General features: G+C 71.7%; 1 pseudogene. It reads left to right on the top strand.

The annotated features are described in order from the left end of the window. Window positions 1-14: 14 nt before the first annotated feature. Window positions 15-16,214: pseudogene (locus AABA78_RS37670) on the top strand (non-ribosomal peptide synthase/polyketide synthase); the annotation flags it as partial. Between the last annotated feature and the right edge of the window lie 31 nt (window positions 16,215-16,245).

The raw sequence follows: 16,245 nt of genomic DNA, 5'->3' as shown, positions 1-16,245 counted from the left end.
GCTTCTTCATCAACACGCTCGCCCTTCGCTCCCGCCTGGATGACGGCCCCACCTTCGTGGAGCTGCTGGGCCGCGTGCGTGAGGCCACCCTCGGGGCCTACGCGCACCAGGACATTCCCTTCGAGAAACTCGTCGAGGAGCTGCAACCCCAGCGCGACCTGAGCCGCTCACCTCTCTTCCAGGTGATGCTCACGCTCCAGAACGCGCCTCGCGCGGAGGAAGGCGCACGGGCTGATGCCCTGACACTGCGTCCGGTTGGCCAGGACGGTGCCACGGCCGCGAAGTTCGACCTCAGCTTCGTGTTCACGCACTCGCCCCAGGGGCTGGCTGGCTCTGTCACCTACAGCACTGCCCTGTTCCGCGAGGACTCCATCCGCCGGCTCGTCAGCCACCTGCGCGTGCTGCTGGAGGCCGCCGTTCGCGCACCCCAGACGCGCGTGCACGACCTGCCGCTCCTCCCTCCCGACGAGCGCGAGCAGGTGCTCTTCTCGTGGAACGACACCGCGCGGCCCTTCGACGCCGCCAGCGTCCCCGCCCTGTTCGAGGCCCAGGCGCTCCGCACGCCGGACGCGCTCGCCCTCGTCGCAGGGGAGGAGCGCCTCACGTACCGCGAGCTGCACCAGCGGGTCCTGCGCCTGTCGCACCGGCTCCAGGTGCTGGGCGTGCGCCCGGATGAGCCCGTGGCCCTGTGCGCTCGCCGCGCGCCGGACATGGTCGTGGCGATGCTCGCCATCCTCCACGCAGGGGGCGCCTACCTCCCGCTGGATCCGGGCTACCCCGCGGACCGGCTGGCCTGGATGCTTCGCGACTCCAGGGCCCGCGTGCTCGTCACCCAGCGGTCGCTGCATGAGGCGGTTCCGCACGACGGGCTCGACGTGGTCTTCATCGAGGAGACGCGCGACGGCGAGGCCGCGCATGCTCCGGGCACTGCCATGCCCGGCGCGCTGGCCTACGTCATCTACACGTCGGGAAGCACGGGCCGCCCCAAGGGCGTCATGGTGCCGCACCGCCCCCTCTCCCACTTCCTGGACGCGATGGACGCCGTGCTGGGCACGTCCACGCCGGGCACCTGGCTCGCCGTCACCAGCATCTCCTTCGACATCCATGTCCTGGAACTCCTCTGGACGCTGACGCGGGGCTTCCAGGTCGTCCTCCACGACGAACAGGCCGCGGCGCGCGGTGCCGCGCTTCCGCTCGCGCAGGTCCTGCGCCGCCACGCCATCACCCACCTGCAGTGCACACCCGCCTTCGCGCGCTCGCTCGTGCTGGCGCCCGACGCCGTGACGTCGCTGGGCGCCCTGCGGCACCTGCTCGTCGGCGGCGAAGCCCTGCCCGGAGCCCTCGCGCTCCAGCTGCGGGAGGCCCTGCCCTCGGCCGTACTGCGCAACATGTACGGGCCCACGGAGACCACCGTCTGGTCCTCCACGCATCCCGTCACCGACGACGCACCGCCCGCCACCGTCTCCATTGGCGCGCCCATCGCTAACACGCGGATGTATGTGCTGGACCCGCGGGGCCAGCCCGTGCCCGTGGGCGTACCAGGCGAGCTCTTCATCGCGGGTGAGGGCGTGGTGCGCGGCTACCTGGCCCGCTCGGAGCTGACCGCCGAGCGCTTCGTGCCGGATGCCTTCTCCGGCGACCCTGGCGCTCGCATGTACCGCACGGGCGACCTCGCGCGGTGGCGCTCCGACGGGACGCTCGACTTCCTGGGCCGCACCGACTTCCAGGTGAAGGTGCGTGGCTTCCGCATCGAGCCCGGAGAGGTGGAGGCCGTTCTCGTCCGGTACCCGGACGTGCTCCAGGCGGTCGCCGGGGCACGGCTCGACGCCTCTGGCGACGGTAGGCTCGTCGCGTGGGTGGTGCTGCGGGATGGCCGTGTCCTGGAGTCCGCCGCGCTGCGCGACTTCTCGCGCCAGCACCTGCCCGAGCACCTGGTGCCGTCGCTCTTCATGGCGCTGGAGGCGTTCCCGCTCACGCCCAATGGCAAGGTGGACCGCAAGGCCCTGCCCATGCCGGAGGCTCCGGTCTCCACCGCCGGCTACGTCACCCCGCGCACACCGACCGAGGAGAAGCTCGCGACGCTCTGGGTCCAGGTGCTTCGCGTGCCGCGAGTGGGCGCCACCGACCACTTCTTCGAGCTGGGCGGTCACTCGCTCCTGGCCACGCAGCTCGTCTCGCGCCTGCGCGCCGCCTTCGGTGTCGAGCTGCCCCTCCAGGCGCTGTTCGAAGGGCCGACCCTGGCGGAGGTCGCGGCGCGCATCGACGCCGCGCTCCAGTCCGGCCAGCTCGCGGCGGCTCCGCCTCTCCAGCGCGCGCCTTCCTCCGCTGCGCTGCCCGCCTCGTATTCGCAGCACCGGGTGTGGCTGCTCGACCAGCTGGCCCCCGGCGGCACGGCGTTCAACATGCCCCTGGCCCTGCGCCTGTCCGGCGCGCTGGACGTCGAGGCCCTGCGCCGCGCCCTTGAAGCCCTGGTGCACCGGCACGAAGCCCTGCGCACCACGTTCCGCGCGACCGCCGAGGGCCCCATCCAGGTCATCGCGCCGCCCGGCCCCCTGACGCTGGAGCCCATCGACCTGCGCTCGCTGTCCGCCGACGCGCGCGAGGCCGAGGCCCAGCGCCGCTCCGACGCGGAGGCCTCGAGCCCCTTCGACCTGGCCACGGGCCCGTTGCTGCGCGTGTCGCTGCTGGCCCTGGATGCCGCGGAGCACGTCCTGCTCCTCACGCTGCACCACATCATCTGCGACGGCTGGTCCATGTCCGTGATGGTGCGCGAGGTGGTGGAGTTCTACCGCGCCTTCGCCACCCACACGCCCGCGTCCCTGCCGCCCCTGTCGCTCCAGTTCGCGGACTACGCCGTCTGGCAGCGCCAGTGGCTGCAAGGGGACGTGCTGGAGGAGCAGCTCACCTGGTGGCGGCGTCAGCTGGACGGGGCACCTCGAACGCTGGAGCTGCCCACCGACCGGCCCCGCGCGCCGCATGCCTCGCTCCGGGCGGGGCTGCTCCCCGTGGAGCTGCCGCTGGCGCTGAGCGAAGCCGTGGAGGCGCTCTGCCGCCGCGAGGGCGTCACGCCCTTCATGTTCCTGCTGGCGGCCTTCCAGGTGCTCCTGGCGCGCTACTCCGGCCAGGACGACATCAGCGTGGGTTCGCCCGTCGCGGGCCGCAACCGCGCGGAGCTGGAAGGGCTCATCGGCTACTTCCTCAACACGCTGGTCCTGCGCACCCGCCTGGATGGGGACCCCACCGTGCGCGAGCTGCTGGCCCGCGTGCGCACCACCGCGCTGGACGCCTTCGCGCACCAGCACGTGCCCTTCGAACAGCTCCAGCCGATGCGCGACCTGCAACAGGCGCCGCTGTTCCAGGTGATGTTCATCCTCCAGAACACGCCCCCGGCGGAGCTGTCCGTCCCGGGGCTGACGTTCCGCGCGCTCCCGTCGCGGGGCCGCGCCGCCAAGTTCGACCTGACGCTGGCGCTCAGCCGGACGGAGAGAGGCTTCACGGGGACCCTGGAGTACGCCCAGGACTTCTACGACGCGTCCACCGCCGGGCGGCTGATGCACCACCTGCGCGTGCTGGTGGAGGCCCTGGTGGCCGCCCCCGAGCGCCGGCTCTCCGCGCTCCCGCTGCTGACGGAGGCCGAGCGCCAGCAGGTGCTGGTGGAATGGAACGCCACGCGCGCGGACTTCCCCGAGGCCTGCGTGCACTCGCTCTTCGAGGCCCAGGTGCGCCGCGCGCCAGACGCACGCGCCGCCACGTTCGAGGGAACGCACCTCACGTACGCGGAGCTGGACGCCCGCGCCAACCAGGTCGCCCACGCGCTGCGCCGCCGGGGTGTGGGCCCCGAGGTGCGCGTGGCCCTGAGCGTGGAGCGCTCGCTGGACGTCGTCATCGGCCTACTGGGCATCCTCAAGGCCGGCGGCGCATGGGTGCCGGTGGATCCGCTCCTGCCGAGCGAGCGACGCGCCTTCATGTTGGAGGACAGCGGCGCCCGGGTGCTGTTGACGCAAGCCGCGCTGCGCGACCGCTTCCCCGAGCCCCACCGCACGTCCGCCTTCTGCCTGGACGCTGAGCGCGACGCCCTTTCACGTGAGCGCACCGACGCACCGGTCAGCGGCGTCACCTCGCGCCACCTGGCCTACCTGCTCTACACGTCCGGCAGCACCGGCCTACCCAAGGGCACCCTGGTGGAGCACCGGAGCGTGGCCAACCTCGTCACGCACGAGGCGCTGGCGTATGGCATTGGCCCGGGCGACCGCGTCCTCCAGTTCGCCAACCTGAGCTTCGACCTGTCGGTGGAGGAGATCTTCACCACGCTGTGCGCCGGCGCGACGCTGGTGCTGGCGCCGATGGAGAAGCTGATGCCGGGCGCACCACTCCAGCAGTTGCTGCGAGAGGAGGCCCTGACGGTCATCAGCCTCACGCCCGCGGCGCTGGCGGCCACCCGCGCGGACGGGCTGCCCGCGCTGCGCACCGTCATCTCCGGAGGCGAGGCGCTGCCAGCCGACGTGGTGGCGAGCTGGGCCTCCGGGCGACGCCTGATCAACACCTACGGCCCCACGGAGGCCACGGTGGTGGCCACGCTCACCGACTGCGTGGCGGACGGACGGGTGCCCGCCATCGGCAGGCCCCTGGCCAACGTGCGCGCCTACGTGCTGGACGCGCGCGGCGAGCCGTTGCCCGTGGGCGTGCGCGGAGAGCTGTACCTGGGAGGCGTGGGCGTGGCGCGCGGCTACGCGGGGCGTCCCGCGCTGACGGCCGAGCGCTTCGTGCCGGACCCCTTCTCCGGCGAGGCCGGTGCAAGGCTGTACCGCACGGGCGACGTGGTGCGCTGGCGCGAGGAGGGCACGCTGGAGTTCGTCGGTCGCGCCGACGCGCAGGTGAAGGTGCGCGGCTTCCGCATCGAGCCAGGCGAGGTCGAAGCGGTGCTGCGCGCGGCCCCCGCGGTGAAGGAGGCGGTGGTGCTGGTGCGCGAGGACGTGCCGGGCGACAAGCGCCTCGTGGCCTACGTCGTCGCGGACGCGCCGGACGTGTCCGCGCTGCGGGAGCACCTGAAGCAGCACCTGCCCGAGTACATGGTGCCCGCGGCCTTCGTGGCGCTGCCCGCCCTGCCGCTCACCGCCAACGGCAAGGTGGATCGCAAGGCCCTGCCCGCGCCGGACTTCACCGGCGACGGCCGCGAACACGTCCCACCGCGCACAGCCACCGAGGAGCGGCTCGCCGACCTGTGGCGTCCGCTCCTGGGCGTCACCCGGGTGGGAGCCACCGACAGCTTCTTCGACCTGGGCGGCCACTCGCTGCTGGCCACCCAGGCCATCAGCCGCATCCGGGAAGCGTTCGGAGTGGAGCTGCCGCTGCGCGCCCTCTTCGACGCGCCCACCGTCGAGGGGCTGTCCGCGCGCATCGACGCGGCCCTTGAAGGCAGGGGCATGCCGACGCCTTCCCGTCGGCGTGAAGGCCCCGCGCTGTCCGTGCCCCTCCTCCCGCTGGAGGAGGTCGCGGCGCGCGAAGTGGCGCGTCCCGCTCCGGTGGAACCGGGCGACGACTCCGCCACCGTCCGCCCGCTCACGGACGCCGAGCGTCGGCAGGTGCTGGTGGACTGGAACGCGACGGCGACTGACTTCCCGCGCGATGCCACGCTGCATGGCCTCATCGAGGCGCAGGTGGAGCGCACGCCGGATGCGGTGGCACTTGAGTTCGAGGGCCGCACGCTGACGTACCGGGAGCTGGACGCGCGGGCCAATCAGCTCGCTCACGCCCTCATCGCGCAGGGCGTAGGGCCCGAGGTCCGCGTCGGCCTCCTGCTGGAGCGCTCCCTGGAGCTCGTCGTCGCCTTGCTCGCCACACTGAAGGCCGGCGGCGCCTACGTCCCCTTCGACCCTGCCTACCCCGCCCAGCGCCTCACCTGGATGCTGGAGGACGCGCGCCCTGCGGTGCTTTTGGCTCAGGAGCACCTGCTCTCGCGCCTGCCCGCCCATGAGGCCCGGGTGCTCTGCCTGGACACGCAGTGGGAGGCCATTGCGCGCCAGCCCCGGCACGCTCCGCCGCCGCGCGCCACCGCCGACGGTCTGGCCTACGTCATCTTCACCTCCGGCTCCACGGGCCGTCCCAAGGGCGCCATGAATGCCCATGGCCCCGTGGTGAATCGCCTGCTGTGGATGCAGTCCGCGTACGCGCTGCAGTCCCACGACGTCGTCCTGCAGAAGACGCCCTTCAGCTTCGACGTCTCCGTCTGGGAGTTCTTCTGGCCCCTCATGACGGGCGCGCGCCTCGTCGTCGCAAGGCCCGGTGGACACCAGGAGCCTGCCTACCTCGCGCGCCTCATCGCAGAGGCCGGCGTCACCACGCTGCACTTCGTGCCCTCCATGCTCCAGGTGTTCCTGGAGGAGCCAGGGCTGGAGTCCTGCACGTCGCTGCGTCGCGTGGTGTGCAGCGGTGAGGCCCTCCCGGTGGAACTGGCAGAGCGCTGCCTGCGGCGGCTACCATGGGCTGGACTGCACAACCTCTATGGCCCCACCGAGGCCGCCGTCGACGTCACCTTCCACCAGTGCCTGCCTGGGGAGTCTCGTCGCTCGGTGCCCATTGGCCGGCCCGTGGCCAATACCCAGATTCGCCTGCTGGACTCCCGCATGGAGCCCGTGCCCGTGGGCGTACCTGGAGAGCTCTTCATCGGCGGCGTGCAGGTGGGGCGTGGCTACCTGGGACGTCCGGAGCTGACGGCCGAGCGCTTCATCCCGGATGCCTTCAGCGACACGCCCGGCGCGCGGCTGTACCGCACGGGCGACGTGGCTCGCTGGTTGCCGGACGGTGCCATCGAGTACATGGGCCGCGCGGACTTCCAGGTGAAGGTGCGCGGTCTGCGCATCGAACTGGGAGAGATTGAAGCCGCGCTGGAGCAGCAGCCCGGCGTGCGTCAGGCGGTGGTGGTGGCCCGCGAGGACGCGGCCGGTGACAAGCGGCTCGTCGCCTACGTCGTGCGCGGTATCGGCAGTGAAGCAGTGGAGGTGGGCGCACTGCGCTCGCGGCTGCACGAGAAGCTGCCGGAGTACATGGTGCCCTCCGCCTTTGTGGTGCTGGAGGCCCTGCCGCTGACTCCCAGTGGCAAGGTGGACCGCAAGGCCCTGCCCGCTCCCGAAGCCTCGCAGGCCCGCATCCCCACCCGTCCGCCGCGCACTGACACGGAGCGCGAGCTGGCGGCGCTCTGGAGCCGCGTGCTCCGCGTCGAGGAACCAGGCGCCGAGGACAGCTTCTTCGACCTGGGCGGCCACTCGCTGAGCGCCACCCAGGTGCTCGCGCGCGTGCGTCAGCACTTCGGCGTCGAGCTCTCGCTGCCCGACTTCTTCGCGAGCCCCACCGTGGAGGCGGTGGCCCGCCGCATCGACGCGCTGGTCCTGGAGAGGCCCGCTGCGCCCGTGCCGCCGCTCCGCGCGCGGACCACGCAGGGCCCCACGCCCCTGTCCTTCGCGCAGCAGCGCCTGTGGTTCCTGTCGAAGCTGGACCCCGACAGCTCGAACTACAACCTCCCCACCGCCGTGCGGTTGGAGGGCCCGCTCGACGTGCCCGCGCTCACGCGTGCCCTGCGCGACGTGCTCCAGCGCCACGAGTCCCTGCGCACGACGCTCCAGGAGCACGGGCACCAGCCCGTCCAGGTCATTACCCCGGAGCCTCCGCTGCCCGCGGTCTGGGCGGACGTCAGCAGCCTCCCCGCCAACGAACGCGAAGCCGCGCTCCAGCGCCTCGTCGAGCACGAGGCCTCGCGGCCCTTCGACCTGGCGACAGGGCCGCTCTGGCGCGTGCTCCTCGTCCGGATGGAGGAGGCGAGCCACGCGCTGCTCATCACCCTGCACCACGTCATCTCCGACGGCTGGTCCATGGGCGTCCTCGTCCAGGAACTGACGACGCTGTACACGGCCCGCGTCCAGGGGCGTCCCGCGCTGCTCGAACCGCTCCCCGTGCAGTACCCGGACTTCGCCCTCTGGCAGCGCGGGTGGCTGCGAGACGAGGTGCTGGAGGCGCAGCTCGGCTGGTGGCGGACCCGGCTCCAGGGCGCGCCCCGGACGCTGGAGCTGCCCACGGATCGCCCGCGCCCGGCCGCGCCGACGCACCAGGGTGGCGCGCACGCCTTCCAGTTCCCGAGGGAGCTGTCGGAGGCGCTCCAGGCCCTCTGCCGCCAGGAGGGCGTCACGCCTTCCATGGTGGTGCTGGCCGCGTTCCAGGTGCTGCTCTCGCGCTACTCCGGCCAGGAGGACATCAGCGTGGGCTCGCCCATCGCCGGCCGCACGCACACGGAGCTGGAGGGGCTCATCGGCTTCTTCGTCAACACGCTGGTCCTGCGCACGGAGCTCGCCGGGGTCCCCAGCTTCCGAGCGCTGCTCGCCCGGGTGCGCGACGTGACGCTGGGCGCCTACGCCCATCAGGACGTGCCCTTCGAGAAGCTGGTGGAAGCGCTGCGGCCCGAGCGCGTCGCCGGCCGCGCGCCCCTCTTCCAGGTGATGCTCGCGTATCAGAACGCTCCGATGCCGGAGGTGCTCGGGCCCGGGCTGCGGATGGGCTCGCTCAAGATCGAGCACCGCGCGGCGAAGTTCGACCTTGTCCTGTCCATCAGCGACCGGGGTCAGGGCTTGCGCGGCCTGCTGGAGTACAGCACCGACCTGTTCGATGCCTCGACGGCGGAGCGCATGATGGGCCACCTGCGCGTGCTGCTGGAGGGAGCGCTCGCGGGGCCGGATCATCCGCTCCCCGCGCTGCCCCTGCTCACGGCGGGGGAGCGGCACCTGCTGTTCCACGCGTGGCGCGATCCGTCCGCCGCCACCGCGAAGGACGCCGGTCTGCACCGGCTGCTCCAGGCCCAGGCCCGGCTCACACCGGAGGCCGTGGCCGCGGAGCAGGAGGGAGAGACGCTCACCTGGGCCGAGGCACACCGGCGTGCCCGCGAGGTGTACCGATCGCTGGTCGCCCAGCGGAAGGTGGAGCTGCCCGCACCGCCTCCGTTGGTCCCCGTGCCGCGCACGGGCCCGCTGCCGCTGTCGTTCGCCCAGCAGCGGCTGTGGTTCATTGATCAGCTGGAGCCCGGCACCGCCACGTACAACATCCCGTTCGCGCTGCGCGTGCAGGGCGAACTGAACGTGTCGGCACTGGAGCAGGCCTTCCGCGCGCTCCTCCACCGTCACGAGGCCCTGCGCACCACGTTCGTGGTTCGTGACGCGGAGCCCTTCCAGGAGGTCCACCCTGCTGGTGACTTCCACCTGAGCGTGGCGGACCTGGGCGCGCTGCCCGGGGCCGAACGTGAGGCCGAAGCCCAGGGACGGGCCGCCGCGGAGGCCGTGCGTCCGTTCGACCTCGCGCGCGGGCCACTGCTGCGCGCTTCGCTGATCCGGATCGATTCGCGAGAGCACGTGCTGCTCTTGACGATGCACCACATCGTCTCCGACGGCTGGTCCATGGACGTGCTCGTGCGAGAAGTGGCGGGGCTCTACGGGGCCTTCGTCCAGGGCAGGCCCTCGCCGCTGCCGGAGCTGCCGGTCCAATACGCGGACTACGCCGTGTGGCAGCGCTCGTGGTTGCAGGGGGAGGTGCTGGAGGCGCAGCTGGGGTACTGGAAGCAGCAGCTCACCGGCGCGCCCGCCCTGCTGGAGCTGCCCACGGACAAGCCGCGTCCCGCCGTGCAGTCCCAGCGCGGTGCGTCCCTGCCCGTCCACCTGCCCCTGTCCGATGCGCTCACGGACTTCTGCCAGCGTGAAGGCGTCACGCCCTTCATGGCACTGCTGGCGGCCTTCCAGGTGCTGCTGTCTCGCTACTCCGGCCAGGAGGACGTCTCCGTCGGTACGCCCATCGCAGGCCGTACTCGCGGAGAGACGGAAGGCCTCATCGGCCTCTTCATCAACACCCTCGTGCTTCGCTCCCATGTCGCGCCGGAGGCTTCGTTCCGGCAGCTGCTGGCCCGGGTGCGCGACATCACCCTGGCGGCTTACGAGCACCAGCACCTGCCCTTCGAGAAGCTCGTCGAGGAGTTGCAACCGCAGCGCAGCTTGAGTCACTCGCCTCTCTTCCAGGTCATGCTCGTGCTGCAGAACGCGCCGGCCTCGGAGTTGAGTCTTTCCGGCCTGTCCTTCCAGCCTCTCCCGCGCGACTTCGAGGCCACCAAGTCCGACCTCACCCTGTCCCTCTCTCAGACGCCGCACGGCCTCACCGGCACGCTGAGCTACCGCACGGACCTGTTCGAGTCGTCCACCGTCTCCCGCATGGTGGAGCACCTGCGCGTCCTGCTGGAGGCCGCCCTCGCTTCGCCCGACTCGCGCGTCAGTGAGTTGCCGCTGCTGACCGAGGCCGAGAAGGAGCTGCTTCTCACGGACTTCGTCTCCACCGAGGCTCCGCTTCCCCCGCCTCGCAGCGTGCACTCTCTCTTCGAACAGCGCGCGGCCCTCCATCCGGATGCACCCGCAGTGGCGTGCGATGGACAGGCGCTTACGTATGGAGAGTTGGACGCGCGCGCCAACCAACTGGCCTGGCACCTGCGCTCCCGGGGCGTCGGCACTGACTCTTGCGTTGCCCTCTGCCTGGAGCGCTCCGTCGAGACCGTCGTCGCCCTGCTGGGTGTCTGGAAGGCCGGCGGTGCCTACGTGCCGCTGGACCCGGCCCAGCCCGCGTTGCGCTTGCAGTCCCTGGTGCAGGAAGTCTCCGCGCCCGTCGTCGTGACGGTGGCCCGTTTCGCCTCCGCCTTCGAGTCCTCTTCCGCGCACGTCGTTCGCCTCGATGAAGACGCGGCAGCCCTCTCCCGACTGCACACCGACGCACCGCCGGTTGAGGCGCATCCGGACGCCCTCGCCTACGTCCTCTTCACCTCTGGCTCCACCGGCAGGCCCAAGGGCGTCGCCGTCGCGCACTCCCAGCTTTTCACCTACGTCGACTCGGTGACGCAGCGCCTTGGCCTGGAGTCCTGCGCAAGCTTCGCCCTCGTCTCCACCTTCGTCGCCGACCTGGGCAACACCGTCCTCTTCCCTGCCCTCACCACGGGTGGCCTGCTCCACGTCCTCACCCAGGAGTGCGCCTCCAGCCCCGCGGCCCTCGCCGACTACTTCGCGCGTCACCCCATCGACTGCATGAAGGTGGTGCCCTCGCACCTGGCCGCATTGCTCACCGCGCCCGTGCCTCGCCACGTCCTGCCTCGCAAGCGTCTGGTGCTCGGCGGTGAGTCCTCCACCTGGGCCCTGCTTCAGTCCGTCCATGCACTCGCTCCGGACTGCGAGGTGCACAACCACTACGGCCCCACCGAAACGACCGTCGGTGTCCTTGCTGGCCGTGTGCAGCTGCCCGCTTCGACTGCCGTGCCCCTGACCGGGACGACTGGCGGTGCGCTCGCCGGCCACGCGCAACAGCCCGCCGCGACTTCCGTGCCCCTGGGCTGGCCCTTGGCCCACTCGCGCCTCTACGTCCTGGACGCTTCACTGCGCCCCACGCCTCTCGGCGTCCCGGGCGAGCTCTTCGTCGGCGGCGCCCAGGTGACTCGCGGCTACCTCGCTCGCCCTGACCTCACGGCCGAGCGCTACGTGCCGGACCCCTTCAGCCCTGCGCCCGGCGCTCGCATGTACCGCACGGGCGACCGCGTGCGCTGGCTCTCCGATGGCCGCGTGGAGTTCCTCGGCCGCGTGGACTTCCAGGTGAAGGTGCGTGGCTTCCGCGTGGAGCCCGGTGAAGTCGCCACCGTTCTCCGCGCACTTCCCTCCGTGCACGAAGCCGTCGTCGTGGCCCGCCAGGACTCTCCCGGCGAGGCCCGCCTCGTCGCCTACGTCGTCGCGGACTCCACGGACGTGTCCTCACTCCGCGAAGGCCTGAAGCAGCGGCTGCCCGAGTACATGGTGCCCTCCGCCTTCGTCTTCCTGGAGGCCCTGCCCCTCACCCCCAACGGCAAGGTCGACCGCAAGGCCCTGCCCGCTCCGGAGGCCTCCGCGTCGAGCTCCGACTACGTGGCGCCTCGCACTCCCACGGAGGAGCTGCTCGCTTCCCTCTGGGCAGAGGTGCTGCGTCTTCCCCGCGTGGGCTCACAGGACCAGTTCTTCGAGCTGGGCGGTCACTCACTGCTCGCGACCCAGCTCGTGGCCCGTGTGCGCGCGACGTTCGGAGTAGAGCTGCCCCTGCGCGCCGTCTTTGAAGCTCCGCTCCTGACGGACCTCGCGCGTCGTATCGACGACGCGGGGAAGCAGGCGTCCGGCGTGAAGGCACCACCGCTCGTGCCGGCACCTCGCACGGGAGAGCTGCCGCTGTCCTTCGCGCAGCAGCGCCTGTGGTTCATTGATCAGCTCGTCCCCGGTGCGTCCACCTACAACGTCCCGTCCATCCTCCGCCTGGATGGCGAGCTGCACGTCGAGGCCCTGCGCCAGAGCCTCACCGAGCTGGTGCGCCGCCACGAAGCCCTGCGCACCCGCTTCCCCTCTCGCCAGGGCCAGCCCTTCCAGCACATCGCGCCCCCCAGCGAACTGCCCCTGCCCACGGTGGACCTCACCCACCTGGGCGGGTCCGCCCTCGACGAAGCCCGGCGCCTGGCGTCCATCGAAGCCCAGCGTCCCTTCGACCTGGCCTCCGGTCCCCTCGTGCGCGCGCTGCTGCTGAAGCTCGCTCCCACCGAGCACGTGCTCGTCTTCACCCTGCACCACATCGTCTCCGACGGCTGGTCCCGTGGCGTCCTCGTCCGCGAAGTGGCCGCGCTCTACCAGGCCTTCTGCGACGGCCGGCCCTCGCCCCTGCCCGAGCTACCCGTCCAGTACGCCGACTACGCCCTCTGGCAGCGCTCCTGGCTGCAAGGCGACATCCTGGAGACCCAGCTCTCCTACTGGCGTCAGCGCCTCGCGGACGCGGCGCCCCTGGAGTTGCCCACGGATTTCCCGCGTCCCGCCGTGCAGTCCTTCCACGGCGACGTCGTCTCGCTGCGGCTGCCCTTGCCGCTCGCGCATGCTCTCAAGTCGCTGGGCCGGAGTGGCGGCGTCACTCCGTTCATGCTCCTGATGGCGGCCTTCCAGGTCCTCCTCTCGCGCTACTCCGGCCAGGAGGACATCAGCGTCGGCACACCCATCGCGGGCCGCACCCACGCGGAGACGGAGAGCCTCATCGGCTTCTTCGTCAACACGCTCGTCCTTCGCTCACAGGTTTCTTCTGGCGCGTCCTTCCACCAGCTGCTCCAGCAGGTGCGCGAAGCCGCCCTGGGTGCCTATGCCCACCAGGACGTCCCCTTCGAGCGGCTCGTCGAGGACCTGAGGCCGCAGCGCGACCTGACGCGGCCGCCGCTCTTCCAGGCCCTCTTCTCCCTGCAGAATACCTCCATGCCCGCCGTCCAACTGCCAGGCCTCGCCCTGCGCCCCCTGGACGTGGAAGGCCACAGCGTCAAGGCCGAGCTGGAGCTGTTCCTCTTCGAGACACCGGACGGCTTCGACGGCTCGCTCGGCTACAACACCGACCTCTTCGCCCCTGCCACCGCACAGCGCATGGCTCGGCACTTCAGCGCCCTCGTCGAAGCCCTCGTCGCCCATCCGGAGGCGCCGCTCGCTTCCGCGTCCATGCTCTCCCAGGACGAGCAGCGTCAGGTGCTGCTCGACTGGAACGACACGCGCACCCACGCCCCGCGCGACGCCACCCTGCCCGAACGGTTCCAGGCCCAGGCGCGGCGCACCCCGGATGCCGTGGCACTCATCTCCGGTGAGGATCACCTCACGTACCGGCAGCTCGATGAGCGCGCCAACCAGCTCGCCCATGCCCTCATGGGCCTGGGCGTCACGCCGGGCACTCCCGTCGCCGTGGGCCTGGAGCGCTCCTTCGACCTCATCGTCGCCCTGCTCGCCATCCTCAAGGCCGGTGCCGCCTACGTCCCGCTGGAGCTGGCCCATCCCCGCGAGCGCCTCGCCCTGCTGCTGCAGGACTGCGCCTGCCCCCTGCTCCTATCCCACTCCTCACTGGCGCAGCGTCTGCCGTCCTTCACCGGCCGCACCCTCCTGCTGGACGGCGAGGCCTCCCTCCTCGCGCGTCAGCCCACGCATGCGCCGGATGTCTCCATGTCTCCGGACAGCCTCGCCTACGTGATGTTCACCTCCGGCTCCACCGGCAGGCCCAAGGGTGTCCTGGTGCCTCACCGGGGCGTCACCCGGCTGGTGCTCGGCAGTTCGTTCATCGACTTCGGACCCGACGAGGTCTTCCTCCAGTTCGCCCCCGTCGCCTTCGACGCTTCGACCCTCGAAATCTGGGGCGCGCTGCTGCATGGTGCGAAGCTCGTCCTCGCGCCTCCGCATGCCCTCTCCACCGAGGAACTCGCGGCCCTGCTTCGTCATCACCGCGTGACGACGCTTTGGCTCACCGCCGCCCTCTTCGAGCAGATGACGTTGCACCAGGGCGAAGCCCTCGCGCAGGTCCGCCAGGTCCTCGCGGGTGGCGACGTGCTGCCCACGGAGCGCGTGCGCCAGCACCTCTCCCGCATGAGTCCGGGCTCCGTCCTCGTCAACGGCTACGGCCCCACCGAGAACACGACCTTCTCCACCACGCTGACGCTCCAGCCCGACGCGCGAGTGGACGGCCCCGTGTCGATTGGCCGCCCCATCTCCCATGCCACGGCCTACGTGCTCGACGCGCACCTGCGCCCGGTGCCCGTGGGCGTCCCCGGCGAGCTCTTCGTCGGCGGTGACGGCCTCGCCTGGGGATACCTGAACCGCTCCGACCTCACCGCCGAGCGCTTCATCCCGCATCCCTTCGCCACTACGCCGGGCCAGCGCCTCTACCGCACCGGGGACAAGGCCCGCTGGAGCGCGGACGGCACGCTCGACTTCCTCGGCCGCACCGACTTCCAGCTCAAGCTGCGCGGCTTCCGCATCGAACCCGGAGAGATCGAAGCCGCGCTGCGCCAGCTCCCCGCCGTCGCGGAAGCCCTGGTGCTGGCCCGCGAGGACGTGCCCGGCGACAAGCGCCTCGTGGCCTACGTCGTCCCATCCACGCCTGCGTCCGGAGACCTGTCGGAGACGCTGCGAGTCCAGCTCCAGCAGCAACTCCCCGGCTACATGGTGCCCTCCGCCTTCGTCGTGCTGGAGGCCCTGCCCCTCAACGCCAACGGCAAGGTGGACCGCAAGGCCCTGCCCGCCCCGGACGTCGCCGCGTCCCACGGCCGGTACGTCGCGCCGCGCACGCCCCTGGAGCGGCTCATCGCACAAGCCTTCGCGGAGGTGCTGCGCCTGGAGCGCGTCAGCGCCGACGCGGACTTCTTCGACCTGGGCGGCCACTCGCTGCTCGCCGTGCATTTGATGGCCCTCCTCCGCGAGCGCACGGGCCGGGCGCTGCCCCTGTCCGCGCTCTTCCAGGGATCCACCGTCGAGCGGCTCGCCACGCTGCTGTCCCCCTCCGAGGGAACCCGCCCCCTGGGCCCCAACCTGGCGCGGCTCGACACGGGGGACTCGCGGCGCCGGCCGCTGTTCCTCGTCCACGGCGGTGGCGGTGGCGTGCTCAGCTACGCGGACCTCGTGCGCCATCTGGGCAACGACCGGCCCGTGTATGGCGTGTTCGCGCCCGGTCTGGAGGACGGGGAGCTACCGCCGTCGTCCATGGAGTCCCTGGCCCGGCTCTACCTGGAGCAGGTGCGCGACGTGCAGCCCCACGGCCCCTACCGGCTCGCGGGCTGGTCCTTCGGTGGCCTGGTGGTCTACGAGCTGGCGCGCCAGCTCCAGGCCCTCGGCGAGACGGTGGAGTTCCTGGCGCTGCTCGACAGCCTCGCACCGTCGGGCGAGCCGGACCCGGAGCCGCCGCCGCTGATCCGTCTGGCCGCGTTCGGCAAGATGGTCGGGCTCCCCGTCCAGGACGTCCCGGCCCCCGAGCTGGAGCAACTGGGAGGCCTGGAGGGCGAAGCCCTGCTGTCACGGATGATCCAGCTGCTGCGGAACCTGCCCGCCGCGGGAGGACTGGAGCCGGGACAGATTGAGCGTCTCTTCGCCGTCCACGAACGGCTGGGAGAGGCCAACCGGGGCTACGTGCCCGCCAGCCGCTACGAAGGCCCCGCCGAGCTCTTCCGCGCCGCGGTCCGCGCGAGCGACCCCGCCCGCGCCGAGGACGAAGGCTGGAGGGCCTGGCTCCCGGGAGGCGTCTCGGTCTGCCACGTGCCGGGCACGCACCTCACGATCCTGGAGGAGCCCCAGGTCCCCACGCTGGCGGAGCAACTCACGCAGCGCCTGCGCGCCCTGGACTCCGAAAGCCAATGACCGCACAACCCATGAGAGGAATGGCGTCTGC

The sequence above is a fragment of the Corallococcus caeni genome, assembly GCF_036245865.1.
Taxonomy (GTDB): domain Bacteria; phylum Myxococcota; class Myxococcia; order Myxococcales; family Myxococcaceae; genus Corallococcus; species Corallococcus caeni.
This window is presented reverse-complemented; position numbering and strand designations above follow the sequence as displayed.